22 protein-coding genes and 1 tRNA gene are annotated in these 16,943 nt (G+C 71.4%); 7 read left to right on the forward strand and 16 right to left on the reverse strand.

Annotated elements, in window-relative coordinates; translation table 11 throughout:
- Positions 1–20: 20 nt before the first annotated feature.
- Both AB0K52_RS18200 and AB0K52_RS18205 read right to left on the reverse strand, forming a co-directional pair.
- Positions 21–257 (reverse strand): hypothetical protein, encoded by a 237-nt coding sequence (locus tag AB0K52_RS18200; RefSeq protein ID WP_363533382.1) that lies wholly within the window; start codon positions 255–257, stop codon positions 21–23.
- 141 nt (positions 258–398) lie between these two features.
- Positions 399–2,480, reverse strand: a complete 2,082-nt coding sequence (locus tag AB0K52_RS18205) for an MMPL family transporter (RefSeq protein ID WP_363533385.1) — start codon at positions 2,478–2,480, stop codon at positions 399–401.
- 102 nt (positions 2,481–2,582) lie between these two features.
- On the opposite strand from AB0K52_RS18205, the gene AB0K52_RS18210 reads away from it, so the two are divergent.
- Entirely contained in the window at positions 2,583–3,083 is a 501-nt protein-coding gene (locus AB0K52_RS18210; RefSeq protein ID WP_363533388.1) for a MarR family transcriptional regulator, read from the forward strand.
- Here AB0K52_RS18210 and AB0K52_RS18215 read toward each other — a convergent pair.
- From AB0K52_RS18215 to msrA, 6 genes are all read right to left on the reverse strand, one after another.
- Positions 3,059–4,246 carry a deoxyribodipyrimidine photo-lyase gene (locus AB0K52_RS18215; RefSeq protein ID WP_363533391.1) on the reverse strand — a complete coding sequence of 396 codons (1,188 nt, stop codon included), beginning with the start codon at positions 4,244–4,246 and terminating at the stop codon, positions 3,059–3,061. The genes AB0K52_RS18210 and AB0K52_RS18215 overlap by 25 nt on opposite strands.
- Positions 4,247–4,317: 71 nt before the next feature.
- Complete coding sequence (locus tag AB0K52_RS18220) at positions 4,318–4,950, reverse strand: fasciclin domain-containing protein (RefSeq protein WP_363533393.1); 633 nt, start codon at positions 4,948–4,950, stop codon at positions 4,318–4,320.
- 56 nt (positions 4,951–5,006) lie between these two features.
- The gene (locus AB0K52_RS18225; protein WP_363533396.1) at positions 5,007–6,503 is read right to left on the reverse strand and encodes a molybdopterin-dependent oxidoreductase; all 1,497 of its coding nucleotides are present in this window, start codon (positions 6,501–6,503) and stop codon (positions 5,007–5,009) included.
- A 131-nt stretch (positions 6,504–6,634) separates the two neighbouring features.
- Complete coding sequence (locus tag AB0K52_RS18230) at positions 6,635–7,375, reverse strand: anti-sigma factor (RefSeq protein ID WP_363533399.1); 741 nt, start codon at positions 7,373–7,375, stop codon at positions 6,635–6,637.
- Complete coding sequence (gene sigK / locus AB0K52_RS18235; protein ID WP_363533402.1) at positions 7,372–7,986, reverse strand: ECF RNA polymerase sigma factor SigK; 615 nt, start codon at positions 7,984–7,986, stop codon at positions 7,372–7,374. Before sigK ends, AB0K52_RS18230 begins: the two co-directional genes overlap by 4 nt.
- A gap of 93 nt (positions 7,987–8,079) precedes the next feature.
- Positions 8,080–8,682: a peptide-methionine (S)-S-oxide reductase MsrA gene (msrA, locus tag AB0K52_RS18240; protein WP_363533405.1), complete on the reverse strand. Its 603-nt coding sequence runs from the start codon at positions 8,680–8,682 to the stop codon at positions 8,080–8,082.
- Positions 8,683–8,747: 65 nt separating this feature from the next.
- Here msrA and AB0K52_RS18245 point away from each other — a divergent pair, with 65 nt between their 5' ends.
- Positions 8,748–9,137 carry a VOC family protein gene (locus tag AB0K52_RS18245; RefSeq protein ID WP_363533408.1) on the forward strand — a complete coding sequence of 130 codons (390 nt, stop codon included), beginning with the start codon at positions 8,748–8,750 and terminating at the stop codon, positions 9,135–9,137.
- 100 nt (positions 9,138–9,237) lie between these two features.
- On the opposite strand, the gene AB0K52_RS18250 is transcribed toward AB0K52_RS18245, so the two are convergent.
- Positions 9,238–9,501 (reverse strand): hypothetical protein, encoded by a 264-nt coding sequence (locus tag AB0K52_RS18250; protein ID WP_208497153.1) that lies wholly within the window; start codon positions 9,499–9,501, stop codon positions 9,238–9,240.
- Positions 9,502–9,594: 93 nt separating this feature from the next.
- Between AB0K52_RS18250 and AB0K52_RS18255 the strand changes: the two genes are divergently transcribed.
- From AB0K52_RS18255 to AB0K52_RS18275, 5 genes are all read left to right on the forward strand, one after another.
- A complete protein-coding gene (locus AB0K52_RS18255) occupies positions 9,595–10,740 on the forward strand; it encodes a cystathionine gamma-synthase (RefSeq protein WP_363533411.1) in 1,146 nt (381 codons plus the stop codon).
- Between the two features lie 65 nt (positions 10,741–10,805).
- A complete protein-coding gene (locus AB0K52_RS18260; RefSeq protein WP_363533414.1) occupies positions 10,806–12,173 on the forward strand; it encodes an amidase family protein in 1,368 nt (455 codons plus the stop codon).
- Between the two features lie 170 nt (positions 12,174–12,343).
- Positions 12,344–12,416 (forward strand) — tRNA-Ala (locus tag AB0K52_RS18265).
- A gap of 132 nt (positions 12,417–12,548) precedes the next feature.
- A complete protein-coding gene (locus AB0K52_RS18270; protein ID WP_363533417.1) occupies positions 12,549–13,154 on the forward strand; it encodes a hypothetical protein in 606 nt (201 codons plus the stop codon).
- Positions 13,151–13,417 carry a nucleotidyl transferase AbiEii/AbiGii toxin family protein gene (locus AB0K52_RS18275; RefSeq protein ID WP_363533419.1) on the forward strand — a complete coding sequence of 89 codons (267 nt, stop codon included), beginning with the start codon at positions 13,151–13,153 and terminating at the stop codon, positions 13,415–13,417. The genes AB0K52_RS18270 and AB0K52_RS18275 overlap by 4 nt, the downstream gene beginning before the upstream one ends.
- Before the next feature lie 404 nt (positions 13,418–13,821).
- Here the strand turns inward: AB0K52_RS18275 and AB0K52_RS18280 are convergent, their stop codons facing one another.
- Genes AB0K52_RS18280 through AB0K52_RS18310 form a run of 7 tightly spaced genes read right to left on the reverse strand, consistent with a single transcriptional unit; the run spans position 13,822 to position 16,943 of the window.
- Positions 13,822–14,145: a gas vesicle protein K gene (locus AB0K52_RS18280; protein ID WP_363533422.1), complete on the reverse strand. Its 324-nt coding sequence runs from the start codon at positions 14,143–14,145 to the stop codon at positions 13,822–13,824.
- Positions 14,142–14,375 (reverse strand): gas vesicle protein, encoded by a 234-nt coding sequence (locus tag AB0K52_RS18285; protein ID WP_363533425.1) that lies wholly within the window; start codon positions 14,373–14,375, stop codon positions 14,142–14,144. Before AB0K52_RS18285 ends, AB0K52_RS18280 begins: the two co-directional genes overlap by 4 nt.
- Positions 14,372–15,172, reverse strand: a complete 801-nt coding sequence (locus AB0K52_RS18290; protein ID WP_363533428.1) for a GvpL/GvpF family gas vesicle protein — start codon at positions 15,170–15,172, stop codon at positions 14,372–14,374. The genes AB0K52_RS18285 and AB0K52_RS18290 overlap by 4 nt, the downstream gene beginning before the upstream one ends.
- Positions 15,172–15,561 (reverse strand): gas vesicle protein GvpJ, encoded by a 390-nt coding sequence (gene gvpJ / locus AB0K52_RS18295; protein ID WP_363533431.1) that lies wholly within the window; start codon positions 15,559–15,561, stop codon positions 15,172–15,174. Before gvpJ ends, AB0K52_RS18290 begins: the two co-directional genes overlap by 1 nt.
- Positions 15,558–15,878 (reverse strand): gas vesicle protein GvpO, encoded by a 321-nt coding sequence (gene gvpO / locus AB0K52_RS18300; RefSeq protein ID WP_363533434.1) that lies wholly within the window; start codon positions 15,876–15,878, stop codon positions 15,558–15,560. The genes gvpJ and gvpO overlap by 4 nt, the downstream gene beginning before the upstream one ends.
- Before the next feature lie 2 nt (positions 15,879–15,880).
- A complete protein-coding gene (locus tag AB0K52_RS18305) occupies positions 15,881–16,153 on the reverse strand; it encodes a gas vesicle protein GvpG (RefSeq protein WP_363533437.1) in 273 nt (90 codons plus the stop codon).
- Between the two features lies 1 nt (position 16,154).
- Entirely contained in the window at positions 16,155–16,943 is a 789-nt protein-coding gene (locus AB0K52_RS18310; protein ID WP_363533440.1) for a GvpL/GvpF family gas vesicle protein, read from the reverse strand.

A 16,943-nucleotide genomic window follows, 5' to 3' on the forward strand; every position in this document is an offset into this window, starting at 1 on the left:
CCTATGACGTTCCGCGCCTGTCATTTCGCGGCGGGGAAGTGCGCGGAGCCCCGTTCGGCGGTGCTGCCGCGCTGGTCGCCGCGGCCGAGGGCCTTGGCGACGCGGGCGGCGAGGCCCTCGTGCCGGACGCGGGTCCCGCCGCGGCGGGTCGCCTTCGCGGCCTTGACGAGCTCGCGCGCCTGGCGCTCGTTCTCCGCCTGCTGGATCAGCTCCTCCGAGCGGGCGTAGTGGAGGTAGTGGAGGTCGAAGTCGTTCATCTGAACTTCCTTTGGTGTCGGCGGCCGGCTTTTCCGGCCTGACACCAATGCTCCGGCTGAGGGCGGTGAGGGGGCATCAGGCGTCCGCGTCGAGCGGGCCCTTACCCGCCTTAGTTTCCGGCCTGACGCCCCCTCAGTCCCTTACTTTCGGCTGAGGGGCCTTACCCGGGAGAGCCGGGAGGGCCACCAGACGGCGCGTCCGATGTCGAACGTGAGCGCGGGGACGAGCAGCGAGCGGACGAGCACCGTGTCGAGGAGCACGCCGAAGGCGACGACGAACGCGATCTGCGCGAGGAACAGGATCGGCAGGACCGCGAGCGCCGAGAACGTCGCCGCGAGGACGACCCCGGCGGAGGTGATGACGCCGCCGGTGGCGACCAGTCCGCGCAGCGTGCCCGCCTTGGTGCCCAGGCGAACCGACTCCTCGCGGACCCGCGTCATGAGGAAGATGTTGTAGTCGATTCCCAAGGCCACCAGGAACACGAAGCCGAACAGGACCACGGTGGGGTCGGCGCCGGGGAACCCGAAGAGGTGGTTGAACACGAGCGCGGAGACGCCCATGGTCGCGCCGAACGAGAGCACGACGGTCGCGGTGAGCAGCAGCGGCGCGAGGATCGAGCGCAGCAGCAGCATGAGCACGAGCAGGATCACGGCGAGGACGATCGGGATGATGACCGCCCGGTCCCGCTCGGAGACGGTGAGCGTGTCGAGCTGGATCGCGGTGGGCCCGCCGACCAGGGCGTCCGCCCCGTCGACGGCGTGCACGGACTCGCGCAGCCGCTCCACCGTGGCCATGGCGGCGTCGCTGTCGGGGGCGTCCTCGAGGACGGCGGTGATCTCGATGCGGCCGTCGGCTTCGACGACCTCGCCCGCGGCGTCGACCTTCGGGGCGACTTCGGCGACGCCGTCGACCCGGGCGGCGGCGAGGACCGCGTCGAGGGCGTCCGCGTCGGCGACGACGACGGCGGGCGCGCCCGCTCCGGCGTCGAAGTGCTCGGCTTGGAGTTCTTGGCCCGCAACGGAGTCGACGTCGGTGAGGAACACGTCGGTCTGCGTGGTGCCGTCGGCTTTGAGCTGCGTCATGAACGCGGCCGCGACCACCAGGCCCGCGGCGGTCGTCATCCACACCAGGCGGGGGCGGCGGGCGACGAGCCCGGCGACGCCCGACCACAGGCGCGAGCGCGGGACCGCGCGTCCGGCGCCGGTGCGGCGCGGCCAGAACGCGGCCCGGCCGAACAGGGCGAGCATCGCGGGCAGGAACGTGGTCGCGGCCAGGAAGGACGCGCCGATGCCGATGGCGGCGACCGGGCCGAGGCCCCGGTTCGACTCGAGCTGGCTGAACAGCAGGCACAGCACGCCGAGGACGACGGTTCCGGCGGAGGCGGCGATCGGCTCGATGGTGCCGCGCAGGGCCTTGCGGACGGCCGTGAACCGGTCGGCGCCGGCGAGCTCTTCGCGGAAGCGCGCGACCAGGAGGAGCGCGTAGTCGGTGGCGGCGCCGAACACGAGGATGAACAGGATGCCCTGGCTCTGGCCGTTGAGGTCGATCACGCCCGCGTCGGCGAGGGCGTAGACGGCGGCGCTGGCGGCGGCGAGCGCGAGCCCGCAGGTGAGGAGCACCAGGATCGGCAGGAGCGGGGAGCGGTAGACGAGCACGAGGATCACCGCCACGACGGCGGCGGCGACGAGCAGCAGCAGGCCGTCGACGCCCGCGAAGGCCTCGCCGAGGTCGGCGCCGAGCGCGGCCTGGCCGGTGACGAGGACGGTGAGGCCGTCGGGTCGGCCGGTGTCGAGGACGGCGCGGATCCGCTCGACCGCTTCGGCGTCGTCGGTGCCGCCGTCGATGAGGACGACCAGTTGCGCCGCTTCGGGTTCGGGCTCTTCGGAAAGCTGCGCGGGGATCGGCGGCCCGGCGTTGAACGGGAGTTCGGCGAGGGCCGCGCCTGCGGTCTCGAGGTAGGCGAGGTCGGCCGCTTCGAGACCGCCGGGTCGTTCGGCGACGACGACCGCGGGGGTCGCGTCGGTGTCGTCGAAGGCGGCCCGCTCCTCGTTGACCTCGGTGGATTCGGCGGTGGCGGGCAGGAACGCGGAGCCGTCGTTGTCGGCGACCTCGCTGAGCTTGCCGGCGAACGGGCCCGCGAAGGCGCTCAGGGCGAGCCAGGCCAGGGCGAGCAGGGCCGGCAGGAGCCAGCGCAGCCGGGGCACGGGTCGGTCGGGGGCCATGGGCGGTCTCCTCGCGTCAATCGGTGATTCTATGACAGAATAGTTCGATGATCGAATCATAAAGGTGAGGCGTGGCCATGATCATGGTGGATGATGGTCGGCATGACCCGCGACACCGGCGATGCGCAGCCGCTCACCGACCTCGATCTCAGCCGCCTGCTGCAGACGCTGACCGTCGAGTCCGACCGGTACGCCGAGCGGTTCGGCGCCCGGCACGGCCTGCACCGCACCGATGTCAACGCGCTCGCGCTCATCCTCGCCGCCGCCCGCCGCGGCGACCCGATGTCGCCCACGTCCCTCGCCCGCGAGCTGGGGTTGAGCCCGTCGGCGACGACGGCGCTCATCGACCGGCTCGAGGCGGGCGGGCACGTCGAGCGGACCCGACCCGCCGGGGACCGCCGCCGGGTGGCGCTCGAGGTCCCCGAATCGTCCCTTGAAGAGGGCAGGCGGATGTTCGCCCCGCTCGCGGCCGCGTTCAGCGCGGCATGGACCGGATTCGACGCGGCCGAACGCGAGGTCGTGGCCCGCTTCCTGGAAGTGAGCACCGAGGTGATGCGCGAGGTCGGCGCCGACGGTCCTCACGGCGCCCAACGCCGCCGGTAGGCCCCTTCGGGGTCGAACCGGCCGGCCTGCCGCTCGTGGTTGAACCCCCGGTTGGGGCGGGTGTCGTTGCCGGTCCCGGCCGTCCACTGCCAGTTGCCCCAGTTGTTCGCCTCGTCGAGGTCCACGAGGTGGCGGGCGAACCAGGCGGCGCCCTCCCGCCAGTCGAGGCCGAGGGTCTTGACGAGGTATCCGGCGCAGATGAGGCGCGCCCGGTTGTGCATCCAGCCCTCGGTCACCAGTTGGCGCATGCCCGCATCCACGATGTCGACGCCCGTCCGCGCCTCCCGCCAGGCGGCGAGGACGGCCGGGTCGTCGTCCCACTCGTCGCGCGCGCCGCGCCGGTAGGGGGTGTCGGTGAGCCGCGGGAACGCGGCGAGGACCTGGCGGTGGAAGTCGCGCCAGCACAGCTGCCTGACGGCGGCCTCGGGGACCCGCGGGTCGGCGGCGAACGCCCGCGCCGAGAGGCAGCCCTGCGCCAGGTAAGGGCTGAGCCGGGAGGTGCGGTCGCCCGCGAGGTCGTCGTGGCGTTCGGCGTAGTCGCCCGCGTCGGCGGCCCACGCGTCGAGCCGGGCGAGCGCGGCCCGCTCCCCGCCTCGCGGCAGGCCGCTCGCGGCGCCGTCCGCTCCCGGCAGGTCGTCACTCCCCGGGACCTCGTCGGGAAGCGCGATGCGGTCGGGCTCAGGGGCCCCGGCCCGCCAGCGGGTCTGCGACCAGGCGCGCCAGTACGGGGTGAAGACGCGGTAGTGGTCGCCGCCGCCGCTGGGCAGGAGCCGGCCGGGGTCGACGACGGAAGGCCCGTGGGTGAGGGTGAACGCGGTCCGCTCGCGCTCGCACGCGGCGGCGAGGCGGTCGCGCACGCCCGTGGCGAAGTCGCCGACGCCGTCGGCGCACACGACCGCACCGGCGCCGGTCTCGGCGCGGACGCCCATGGCCTGCTCGGCGGTCGGGCCGCGGCGGACGACGAGGTCGCCGCCGAGGGAGCGCAGCGAGCGGCGCAGGTCGGCCAGGGACTCCAGGAGGAAGGCGCGGCGGTTCGGGTTCGCGGGCCGGGCCGGGTCGTCGACGTACAGCGGGACGACGCGGTCGGCCCTCGCGGCGGCGGCGAGGGCCGGGTTGTCTTGCACGCGAAGGTCTTCGGTGAACAGCAGCACTGCCGTCGTCATTGGCGGTCCTTCCTGGCTCGACGGCGGCGGGGCCGCCCGCGAAACGCGAGCGGCCCTGCCGTAAGGGGCCCTTACGCGGGCATCAGCACCCCGTCGATGATGTAGACGGTCGCGTTGGCGGTCTGGACGTTGCCGCAGACTACGTTCGCGGAGCCGTTCACGGTGAACGCCTCGCCGGAGCCGCTGACCTCGAGGGTGTCGCCCTGCAGGGTCTCGAAGGTTCCCGCGAGGTCCTCAGGGGCGATCCGCTCGCCCACGACGTGGTAGGTCAGGACGCTCGTGAGGAGGTCCTGGTCGGCCATGACGGCTTCGAGGTCCGCGGCGGGGATCGCGGCGAACGCGTCGTTGGTCGGCGCGAACACGGTGATGTTCTCGGCCGAGTTCAGCGTGTCGCCCAGGTCGGCCTCGCCGACGGCGGTGACCAGTGTGGACAGCACGGGGTTGTTGCTCGCGGCGGTGGCGACCGGGTCGTCGGCCATGCCGCTGAAGCTGCCCTCGCCGTCGGCCGGAACCGCGGCGCACGCGTCCCCGAACTCGCCGGAGACGGGCATCTCCTCAGTGGTCTCCTCCTGCATCGCTTCGGAAGAGGTGTTCTCCTCCGCGGCTTCGTCGGTGCCCTCGTCGGGCGAGCAGGCGGCCAGCGCGATGGCGAATCCTGCGGCGGCCGCGATCGCTCCGGCGCGGGTCAGCAGTCGGTGTTGCATGGTCTTGCCTCTCTGTTCGGTCCCGGGGATCGGTCCCCGGGCTTCGGTTCGGTGGCCTATGCGGCGGTGACGACGACGGAGTGCCAACCGGTGGCCCCGTCGGGAAACGGCGTGCGCCGCTCCTCGGTCTGGGTGTCGCCCTCGCCGTCGGTGGCGCGGACTTCGAGCTTGTGGCGGCCGGGCGGGGCGTCCCAGGTCCAGCGCCACTGGCGCCAGGTGTCGGGGCCGATGACGGGCGCGAGTTCGGCTTCGGCCCACGGGCCTTCGTCGACGCGGACTTCGACGCGCTCGATGCCGCGGCGCTGGGCCCAGGCGACGCCGGCGACGGGCACGGGCCCGGCGGCGACCTCCTTGAGCGGGGCGGGGGCGTCGATGCGGGAGAACGTCTTGATCGGGGCTTCGGCGGCCCAGTCGCGGCGGACCCAGTAGGGGTCGAAGTCGGCGAACGAGGAGAGTTCGAGTTCGACGAGCCATTTGGTGGCCGAGACGTAGCCGTAGAGGCCGGGAACGACCATGCGGACGGGGAAGCCGTGCTCGATCGGCAGCGGTTCGCCGTTCATGCCGACGGCGACGAGCGCGTCGCGGCCGTCGGTGCAGGCGGCGGTCGGGGTCCCGGCGGTCCAGCCGTCGGAGGAGCGGCTGACGAGCTGGTCGGCGCCGTCCTGGACGCCGGCTTCGGCGAGCAGCTCGGCCAGGGGGACGCCGAGCCAGCGGGCGTTGCCGGCGAGGTCGCCGCCGACCTCGTTGGAGACGCAGGAGATGGTGAACTCGCGTTCGACGAGGTCGCGTTCGAGCAGGTCCCGGTAGGTGAGTTCGAGGGTCCGGTCGACGCGGCCGGTGACGCGGAGGCGGTAGTCCTCCGGCAGGATCCGGGGCAGGACGAGCGCGGTGTCGACGCGGTAGAAGTCCGCGTTCGGGGTCAGGTAGGGGGTGAGGCCCGGGACGTCGAGCCCCGCGCCCGCGGGCCCGGTGGAGACCGGCTCGGGGAGCCGGACGGCGTCGCGGGCGGCGTCGACTTCCCCCGTGCCGCCCAGCCGCCATCCGGCCGCCCCGGCCAGCCCCGCGCCCGCGAGGGCGAGGAGGACCCCTCTGCGGTCGACCGCCCTGCCGGGCACGGCCGGTCCCGGTGCCGCCGTCTTCCGGAACAGCAGCGCCAGGACGCCCGCGCCGCAGGCGGCGCCGACCAGTGAGGGAACGGCCCAGGAGGCCTCCGCGGCCGGGCGGGTGAGCGCGGCGGCCGCTCCCGCCGTGCCGAGGAGGGCCAGGGCCGCGTATCCGACCGCGATCCGGCGCCGCGCGAGCACGCCGACGACCGCGGCGAGGACGAGGAGCACCGCGCCGATCCCGAGGAGGAGCACGAGCTTGTCGTGGACGCCGAACGCGCGGATGGCGAAGGCCTTGACCGGCTCGGGCACGGCGTCGACGACGGCGGCGCCCACGGCGGCGACCGGCGCGCTGGCGGGGGCCACCGCGGCGGCGGCCAGCTGGGCCGCGGCCAGGGCGGACCCGGCGCAGGCGATGCCCGCCAGGGCTGCGATCGTTCTGCCGTTCATGCCCGCTATTCGGAGCGGGTCCGCGACCGGATGGGTCGCGGGGCGAAAAAATTCGGATCAATGCCGTGGACAGGCAGAAAACAGGACGCGGGCCGGGTCCGCCGACCCGGCCCGCGCTCCTCCCCAGGCGCCTACGCGGACAGCTCCACGCCGGCGACCATCGGCTGGGTCGGGTTCGCGGACCCTCCCGCCGGTTCATTGGTGACACCCACGATCTGGGTGTCGCCGAGTCCTTCGACGACCATCGTGGCCGAGTCGTCGCCGGCGTCCATGACGCCCGCCGAGACGGCCCCGGCCTCGTCGACGAGCCACAGCTGGTAGGAGCGGCCGGCCCCGGGCGGGGCGAGGTCGGCGACCACTACGACCGCCCGGTCCAGTGCGGCGGAGGCGACCACGGTGACGCGGCCGCCGCCTTCGGCCTGCTGGAAGTCGACCTCGGCGTCGGGCGCCTCGAGCACGGCGGCGATCTGCTCGGACTGGTCGGGGCCCTCGGTCGGCTGCACCGCCAGGGTGATGAACACGCCCGCGAAAGCGGCGGCGGCGGCCAGTGCGGCGGCCCCGAGCGCCAGGCGCAGCCGCGGCAGCCGCCACCACCGGCGGCGAGGGCGTTCCGGCGCGGCCGGTTCGGCCGCTTCCGCGACGGGCGCCTCCTGGCGGGTGCGGCGCACCTCGGCGAGGACGCGGTCGCGCAGACGCGGGGGCGGTTCGGTGACGGTCACGTCGGAGAGGCGCCAGACCGCCTCTCTGAGCTCGGCGGCCTCCTGCGAGCACGAGACGCACGAGGTGAGGTGGTGGTCGACGCGGCGGCGCTCGTCGTCGTCGACCGCGTCGAGGACCCAGGCGCCGATGAGGGTGTGGACGTCGTCGCTCATCGCGCCACCTCCAGGCAGTCGCGCAGCTTGCCGAGGCCGTCGCGGATGCGGGTCTTGACCGTCGGCACGGCGGTCTCCAGCAGGGCGGCGACCTGCCGGTAGGTGTGGCCGCCGTAGTAGGCGAGGGTCACGGCCTGCCGCTGGAGCTCGGTGAGGGTCTTGAGGCAGCGGCGCACCTGGCGGTGCTCCATGCGGTTGGCGGCCGTCTCGGCGACCGAGTCGTACTCGGGCTCGGCGGCCTCGGCGGTGGCGCGCCGCTCGCGTTCGCCGGCGGCCTGCGCCGACCTGACGCGGTCGACGGCGCGGCGGTGGGCGATGGTGGTGATCCACGCGCCGGCGGACCCGCGCCGCTCGTCGAAGCGGGTGGCGGTGCGCCACACCTCGAGCAGGACCTCCTGGGCGACCTCCTCGGCCTGCGCGGGGTCGCGGAGGACCCGCAGGCACAGACCGTAGACGCGCGGCGCCATCAGGTCGTAGAGGTCCGCGAACGCGTCGTCCTCGCCGAGGGCGGTGCGGTGCAGCAGCGCCTCGGCCGTCAGCGGCTCCGCGGCGACGGCGGTCAGCCGCGGTGGCTCATGCCGGGGCGCGGCCCCGGCTCCGTTCTCGAACATCCCCACGCTCCCCGCGGTCGAAGTGGGCGGTCAATAGCGGTTCGGAGCCGCGGGGCGGCCGGATGGGTCGCCGATTGGATTTTTCTCGCGCCGTCACGCTCTCGGCGGTTCGACCTCCACTTGGGCCTTGACGACGCCCACGGGGCACGAGAGGCCGGTGGGGCCGTGGTTGCAGTAGCCGTTCGGATTGTGGTGCAGGTACTGCTGGTGGTACTCCTCGGCGAGCCAGTACGGCCCGGCCGGGACGATCGCGGTCGTGATCGGGCCGAACCCGGCCGCGCGCACGATCGGCTCGAAGACCTCCTTGCTCGCCTCGGCGGCTTCGCGCTGCTCGAGCGTGGTGGTGTAGAGGACCGACCGGTACTGGGTGCCCACGTCGTTGCCCTGCCGCATGCCCTGCGTCGGGTCGTGGTTCTCCCAGAACACCTTGAGCAGCTGCTTGTAGGCGACCGCGCCGGGCTCCCACACGACCTTGACGACCTCGGCGTGGCCGGTCAGGCCCGTGCAGACCTCCTCGTAGGAGGGCTTCTCAGTGTTGCCGCCCATGTAGCCCACGGAGGTCGTCCACACGCCGGGGACGCGCCAGAACAGGCGCTCGGCACCCCAGAAGCAGCCCATGCCGAGATAGGCCGTCTCGGCGCCGGCGCCGGGCGAGCCATCGACGGGGTGCCGCAGGATCGGGTGCGTCGTGCTCATCCGGCAAGTCTGTCACGGGGAAATAACGATCGCCAGCCGTCGCCGCGGGACGTTAGCGTATGCGCATGGCCTCATCTATCAACCACATCACGTTCGACGCCCGCGACGGGTACGCCCTCTCGCTGTTCTGGTCGAAGGTCACCGGCTACACCGAGAACCCCGAGGACCCCAACGAGCCCGGCCACGAGGAGCACTTCATCGGTCCCGCCGGGGGCGGCTCCGGGCTGCTCTTCATCAACGTCCCCGGTGACGAGAAGACCGTGAAGAACCGCGTTCACCTGGACCTCACCCCCGACACCACCCGCGACGAAGAGGTCGAGCGCCTGCTCGGCCTCGGCGCCACCGTCTATGAGGACCACCGCAGGCCCGACGGCACCGGCTGGGTCACCATGCTCGACCCCGAAGGCAACGAGTTCTGCGTCGAGCGCTCCAAAGCCGAACGCGCCAAGGCATGAGCGACGCCGCGGGCGCCCTTCGAGCCGTCGACCGGCTCGGTTGAAGGGCGCCCGCGGCGCGAAGTCTGACGGGCAGTCCTGCCGAGGAGAGCGGGGTTTCCTACTTCTCGGCCACGGCGTCGAGCTCGCCGTCGCCGTCCGCGTCCACCACGGCCGCGTCGTACTTGCCGTCGCCGTCGTGGTCGAGCAGCACGTGGTCGATGACGCCGTCGCCGTCGACGTCCACGGCCTTCATGTCCGCGGTGCCGTCGCCGTCGATGTCCACGTGGTACTCGACCGAGCCGTCCTCGTTGCGGCGCACGCCGACCGTCTCGTCGACGCCGTCACCGGTGATGTCCATCTTGTGTACTTCGTCGAAGCCCATGAGGCGCCCCTTAACTGAAGTGGGAAAGTGTTGTCTGCACGATAGCGTGCCTATCCATAGGCAGTGGTACTCGCGTCGGTTAGCGTAGGGACCATGCATGAGGCTATGGGGTTCTCCACACGCGCCATCCACGCCGGGCAGGAGCCCGACCCGCTCACCGGCGCGGTCGTCCCGCCCATCTACGCGACCTCCACGTACAAGCAGGACGGCGTCGGCGGCCTGCGCGGCGGCTACGAGTACTCCCGGTCGGGCAACCCGACCCGCACCGCCCTCGAGACCTGCCTCGCCTCGATCGAAGGCGGCAGCCGCGGCTTCGCGTTCGCGTCCGGCCTCGCCGCCGAGGACACCATCCTCCGGGCCCTCCTGGCCCCCGGCGACCACGTCGTCATCCCGAACGACGCCTACGGCGGCACGTACCGCCTCTTCGACAAGGTCGCCAAGCGCTGGGGCGTCGCGTACACCGCCGCCCCCATCACCGACGTCGACGCGGTGGCCGCGGCCATGAACGAGCGCACCAAGATGGTGTGGATCGAGACGCCCACCAACCCGCTGCTCAACATCGCCGACATCGAGCGGCTGGCCGACCTCGCGCACCGCGCGGGCGCGCTCGTCGTCGTCGACAACACCTTCGCCAGCCCGTACCTGCAGCAGCCGCTCGCGCTCGGCGCCGACCTCGTCGTGCACTCCACGACCAAGTACATCGGCGGCCACTCCGACGTCGTCGGCGGCGCGATCGTGGTGCAGGACGCCGAGATCGCCGACGCGATCGCGTTCCACCACAACTCGATGGGCGGCGTCGCCGGACCCTTCGACGCCTTCCTCACCCTGCGCGGCATCAAGACCCTCGGGGTGCGGATGGACCGCCACTGCGACAACGCCGAGACGCTCGCCGAATTCCTCGCCGGGCACGCGAAGGTCGCCGAGGTCCGCTACCCCGGCCTCGCCACCCACCCCGGACACGACGTGGCGGGCAAGCAGATGAAGCGCTACGGCGGCATGATCTCCTTCCGCCACAAGGACGGCGAGCAGGCCGCGGTCGAACTCTGCTCCCGCACCGAGGTGTTCACGCTCGGCGAATCGCTCGGGGGGGTCGAATCCCTCATCGAGCACCCCGGACGCATGACCCACGCCTCCGCCGCCGGCAGCGCCCTCGAGGTCCCCGCGGACCTCGTGCGCCTGTCCGTCGGCATCGAGGACGCCGACGACCTCCTGGCCGACCTGCGCCAGGCCCTGGGATAGCAGGACCGCACCCGCACCCCTGCGCTGTGAAGAAGCGCAGCCCCCGCGAGAAAGAGGAACGTGCAGTGAGCTGGTCGGGAACCACCGCGCAGCAGATAGCCAAGGCGGTCCGGCGCGGCGACGCCGACGCCGCGATCGTCGTCGACCACCACCTCCGCCGCATCGAGGACCACCGCGAGGCCGAAGGCGCCCTCACCAGCGTCCGCAAGATCGAGTCCCTCGCCGAGGCCGCGGCCGTCGACGAGATCGACAACCGCGACTCCCTGCCCGCCGCGGGCGTGCCCGTCGCGGTCTGCGAGCAGCTGGCCGTCACCGGGCACGCGCCCCGGCTCGGCTCCAACGCCGCCGTCCTCCCGATCGCCGACACCGACCACCAAGCGGTGCAGCGCATCCGCGGGGCCGGCGCCGTGATCGTGGCCTTCGGCCGCTCCTCCGAGCTCGGGCTCTGGCCCGCCACCGACGACGACGGGAACATCCCGGCCAACCCGTGGCGGCCCGACCGCGGCGTCGGCGGCCCCAGCGGCGGCACCGCGCTCGCCGTCGCCACCGGCGCCGCGCCGATCGGCATCGGCCTCGACGGGCCGGGCTCGGCCGGCGGCGTGCGCACCGCGGCCGCCGCGTGCGGCATCGTCGCCTACAGCCCCGAGCACGTCCCCGCCGACATCAACACCGACCCCGAGCACTGGCTCGGCGCCCACACCGGCGTCATGGCCACCACCGTCGAGGACGCCGCCCTCGCGTACGCGGCCCTCACGCACCGCCACCCGCGCTCCACCGGCGACCCCGGACGCCTCCGCATCGCCGCGACCAACGTCGCGCCGCTGCCCGCCCGCGTCGACGACGACGCCACGAAGTGGCTCCTTAAAGCCGTGCGCTCCCTCACCGACCTCGGTCACGAGACCTTCCGCGCCAAGCCCCGCTTCGGCGCCCGCCTCACCCCGGCCTCCTCCGGGGCCTGGACCTGCGCGGCGTACCTCCGCAGCCTCAAATGCGGCCCCGACGGGCTCCAGCGGCGCACCAAGCGGCTCGTCTCCGTGGGCGAGAAGACCTACCTGCGCGGCCTCTTCGGCGGCGTCCTCGGCGACGGCAACCGCGTCCGCCGCCACCTCGAGGACTGGTTCGACCTCGAGGACTACGACCTCCTCATCACCCCCGGCCTCCCCGCGGCACCGCCCGCCGCCAAGGAATGGTCCACGGAGACCCTGCGCGCCAACGTCACCCACCTCGCCAGCACCGCCGCCTTCACGGCCCCGTTCGGCCTCGCCGGCCTCCCGGCCCTGATCGTCCCGGTCGGCATGCGCAGTGACGGCGCCCCCGCCACCGTCCAACTCGTCGGCCCGCCCGGCTCCACCGGCCGCCTCTTCGACGTCGCGGCCCAACTCATCGCCAAACTCCGCCCCCGCCGCTACGCCCCCGGCCTCAGCTGGGACTGAGCAACCGGGAAGGCCCCCGCGCAGGACGCGCGGGGGCCTTCCCCTTACCCGAAGCAAACCCCCAGCTCACCAACGTGACCGCCGTCTCCAGCCCCTCCCTGGGGCGGCCCCCGAACACTGTGTAAACTAGTCCCGGTTCCAAGGTCTAAGACCTCTGGAACGCCAATCAAGGGGCTTTGGCGCAGTTGGTAGCGCGTTTCCATGGCATGGAAAAGGTCAGGGGTTCGAATCCCCTAAGCTCCACAGAATCGAACATTTAGAGCAGGAGCGGTCATCAATGTGATGACCGCTCTTTTGGTGTCATCGCGCGAATCAGCCAGGTTCTATCGGGAGTAACCGTCTACACATGTCGATGATGTGTGTACACTTCTTCCCATGGGTGCGGAGCGCGGACAAGCGCGGGAGCGGCTGCGCGAGCTGCCGCCCGTCTTCTCCTACCGCATGGCCATTGATGCAGGTGTCGCGAAGTCCAAGCTGTATCGCTTGCGGGACAAGGGGTTCATCGAGGCGGTCGGGCGCGGCCGGTTCCGCATCACCGACGCCGAGCTGCCGCCCGATCTCGAGCTTCATGAGATCGCCCAGCGGGCACCGGAGGCGACGATCTGCTTGACCTCGGCCCTGAGCCGCCACAACCTGACCGACCAGATCCCGGCTGCCATCGATATCGCGATCCCGCGTGGCCGACGCAGACCTGTCATTGAAGCGCCGGTGGCCTGGCACTCGTTCGACCCCGAGACCTTCGAGATCGGTCACACCGAGCTTGAGCTCGACGAGGAGACCGTGATCGGACTGTATGGGCCCGAGCGGAGCATCATTGACGCGTTCCGCTTGCGGCACCTCGAAGGCCACGAACTCGCCGTCGAAGCCCTCAAACGGTGGCTGCGCCGCCCCGGCTCCTCCCCTGCCGCCTTGCTCGCGATGGCCCGTGACTTCCCGAAAGCGCGGCCCGCGCTGCAGACCGCATTGGAGATCCTGCTGTGACCGAGCGACCGACCCGAGCGACCACGGCCGGCCGTGTCTACCTCGATCTGCAGAACCTCGCCCGCCGCGACCGTCGGCCGACCGACGAACTGCTGCAGATCTACGCGCTCGAAAGGTTCCTCGCCCGGCTCGCCGTCTCCGCGCACGCCGATCGACTGGTCCTCAAAGGCGGCGTGCTCCTGGCCGCATTCGACACGCGCCGCCCCACCCGCGACATCGACTTCCAGGGCCAGCACATGATGCTGGAGAGGCTGACTTCGTAGCGGTCGGCGAGGGCTTGTTGGCGGACGCCTTCTTGGTGCGCGGTCGCGATGACGCTCCTGACATCGTTGGATAGGCGGCGGTTCAGTGCCCAAGCCTTGCCGTTGTTCTGGGGTATTGGGGCGCGGGGTCAGGATTCGGAGCCGGGCGGGTGAGCAGGTCAGGGAGCTGGTTTGCGCGCGTGTGGAGCTGGGGTGATGGGTTCAAGTAGGCCGTTGCAAGCTCCACAGATTCAGACATTGGATGGAAGAGCGGTCACCAGGTTGATGACCGCTCTTCTTGTCGTTAGCGCCTCAGTCGCTCCGAGGTTTGGCTTGTCTTTGAACCGGAGCCGTCGCCCGGTCGGTGCGGCGGAAGCCGGGTCGCGATGTGGGGCGTTCGATGTCATCGGCTTCGCAGCGGGCGCTCATGCGTCGGGAAGCAGAGGGCCAAGCGGTCCCAGATCGAGGTTGAGATCCTCCGGTTTCAGTCCGAAATGGTCTCGGAGCTCGGTCATCTTCTGTTCGAGCGCCATCAGCGTGGCGCCGATCTCCTCGATCTGGGTCTCGGAGAGATCGCCTTGGTCGATGCGTCGGATCGCCTGCCGCTCCATCAGCTGGCGCACCAGCTCGACGATGGTCAGCACCAGCCCGGCGACGCCGCGCTCGACCGATTCGCGGTCGACTTCGATCCGCGGCCGGAGTGGGGCGGTGTCCGGTCGTTCATGCTCGGGCACATCGGGATCGCTCATGGGCCACCTCCGCCCGCTGTCATTGGCGCCGGCCCGGGTCCTCCGGCGCGTACGGACGATATGAGCGCCTGCAGCGAGATGTACACCAGATCGACGCCCGCGATCGAGATGGTCACCTCGCCAGTCACCACCACCCCCGTGGCGAGTACTCGGTCGAGCAGGTCGACCAAGGCGATCCGTTGGGGCACGACGGATTGGTCGGCTCGGTGCGCCGTCGGTGCGGGCGTCATTTCCGGTCCTCCGCCCTCCCCGGTTCCTTCCCCTCGCCGCCGGTGAAGGAATAGGGGGGCCAGGGGCCGGTCGTCTCCAGCCGGACAGCGGGGTTGGCGGCCGCCAACTTCTCGATCGCGTCGGCGAACTCGTCGGCCTGGGTCTCGTTCACCAGATACGCGCCGTTGAGCACCATCCACTCGGCCGATCCGGTCAGTTCGGCGTCCTGGGGGCGGTGTTGACGTGCCGCCACCGAGAGTCGGCTCAGCGCGCTGTGCACCAGCTCGGCACTCTTCACTGCCGCCTGCCGCGCATTGTCGACAGTCGCCAACTGCGCTCGGCGTTGGAGCAGATACGAGGTCCCCGGGCCGGTGCGGTCGCCGGGGGGCAAGTCGGAGTCCGGCTCAGGAGGCGATGTGGGCGCCGCGTACGCCTTCACGCCCCACTCGGCCCGGCCCGAGAACCGCTCCAAGGCCGTGGTGAAGTCGTCGTGTCGCTGCTCGAGGAGGTCGATGATCCCTGCGTCGTCTCGGTACACCGTGGCCAGGCGGATCGGCACGGTACTCGCACCGGCGGCTGCGGCCTCGACCACCGCGTGGTGGGCCCGGGCGATCGCCTCCAGCGACTCCAGATGGTCGAGCTTGCGGCGCAACGACGCCTCGCCGAACTCGTCGAGGTCCACCGAGCCGACGATCGCGACCAGCCCCCGCTGCTCCACGGTGCGCAGCCGCTCCCCGCCGACACCGACGCTGCCTCGCAGCACCTCGTCGGGGAGGCCGGCGGACACGGCGTACAGCCACACGCCGCTCTCGGACATCACGCTTCCTCCTGCTCCTCGTCCGACCGTTCGTCGGCCTCCTCTTCGTCATCGTCGCCGATCACGGCTTCGGCGTCCGGAGACGAGGCGATCTCGTCGCGCTCCGATCCCGCCTCCAGTTCCTGACGGGCGCGGGACGTGAGCCACGGGTCGTGCTCCCACCAGTCGATCCCCAACTGCCGGGCAGTGTCCACCGAGGCCACCAGGAGTCGCAGTTTGATCGTGAGCAGCTCGATGTCGAGCAGGCTGATCCGAATGTCGCCCACGATGACCAGGCCGCGATCCAGGACGCGCTCCAGGATGTCGCCGAGGTTCGTCGACTGCCCGCCTGGACCGGTCACCGACCCGCCGTACTGCGGCGAAAGCGCGGATTGCTCTCGCCCGGTCATCGCGGCCCCTCCTCGCTGCCGCTGCTGCTGCGGGAGTACCGCCGCGTGCGCTTGTACGCCTTGAGCGTCCCCGTCTCCGAGAGTTGCAGCTCGTAGAGGGCGAGCATGTCGGTCGAGGAGGGCACGCGGTGGTCTTCGACCACTTCCACCTCGACCCGCCAGCCGTCCTCCGCGGATTCCACTGAAGTCACGCCGGTCGCCTCTTTGCCGGTCAGCTCCGCGATCTGCTGCAGACCGACCTGCGCGACACGGGCGGCCCCCATCCCCTCGGATGCCTCGGCCTCGGACGTCTCCTGGTCGTCTTCCGATCCCCCCACGGCTACTCACCTCTCCTCGAACTTGTCTCCGCGTCCTGCTCCACGCCTACTGCGGGTTCGGCGACGGGCTCAAGGATCTCCTCGTGCCTCTGGGACGCCTCCTCCTCGGTGAGTTCTCCGGCCTCGACCGCGGCGTCCGTCTCCTCGATCTGCTGGCGCACTCGGGACGGGTCGTACAACTCGCGCTCTGCCTGCTCGCGGATGATGTCGGCGACAGCGACCACGCCGCGCAGCGGCAAGAGCGGCAGTTGCAGGATCATCGACACCAGGTTCATCTCAGCCTCCTGGCTTGAGCTGCACCACGAAGTCATACGGGGCGAGCGGCCCCCGCAGACTCAGGTCCATGCGGTCTTCCCAATCGTGGGCCAGGGCCTCGACGACTTCCTCGATCTCCTTCTCTTTGGAGAGTTCGACGAGGACGGCGACTTGGACGGCATCCAGCTCGTGGCTCGCCGGCCGGGCGCCAGTGGCGATGGCGTGCTCCTCGAGCGCTTCGACGGCCCGCCCGCTGTCGACTTCCCGCTTCGCCTCGATCGCGTGGCCGATGGTCTCGCCCAGCTCGATCCGCAGTTCTTTCGCCTCGTCCTCGGGGAGGTCCTTGATCTGCTCCTGCAGTTTCGCCGCTCCGCTGTTCTCCGACAGCACCTCCTGCAGCACCGCCTGTTCGCGGTATCGCCCGTGCACGATGTACTCTGCGCGACCTTCCAGCTCTTCGAGTGCCGAGGCGAACAGGTCGTGGTGCTTGGCCAGGAGCTCTTTGGAGACCGCCGTCTTGCTCTTCAGCACGGCGCCGAAACGCATGGGGAGCACCGGGATGTTCGCAGCGATGGTCGCATCCAGCAGGTGCTCGTGCAGCTTCAGCTCCTCCGGGCGCCCGAGCTTCTTGCCAAGCTCGACTTCGCTCACCAGAGCCGCGACATCGCCTTCCTGAACCAACTCGATATCGCCGGGCGGATCACCGACGCCTTTGGTGTCCGGCACGAGCTCTACATCGCCGGGGACGATGCCGTAGACATAAGTGCCGACGCGCGGCTTCTCACCGTTCCCGTCTTCCGCCTTTGACAT

This window comes from Glycomyces sp. NPDC049804, from assembly GCF_040674615.1.
Classification (GTDB): Bacteria; Actinomycetota; Actinomycetes; order Mycobacteriales; family Micromonosporaceae; genus Glycomyces; species Glycomyces niveus.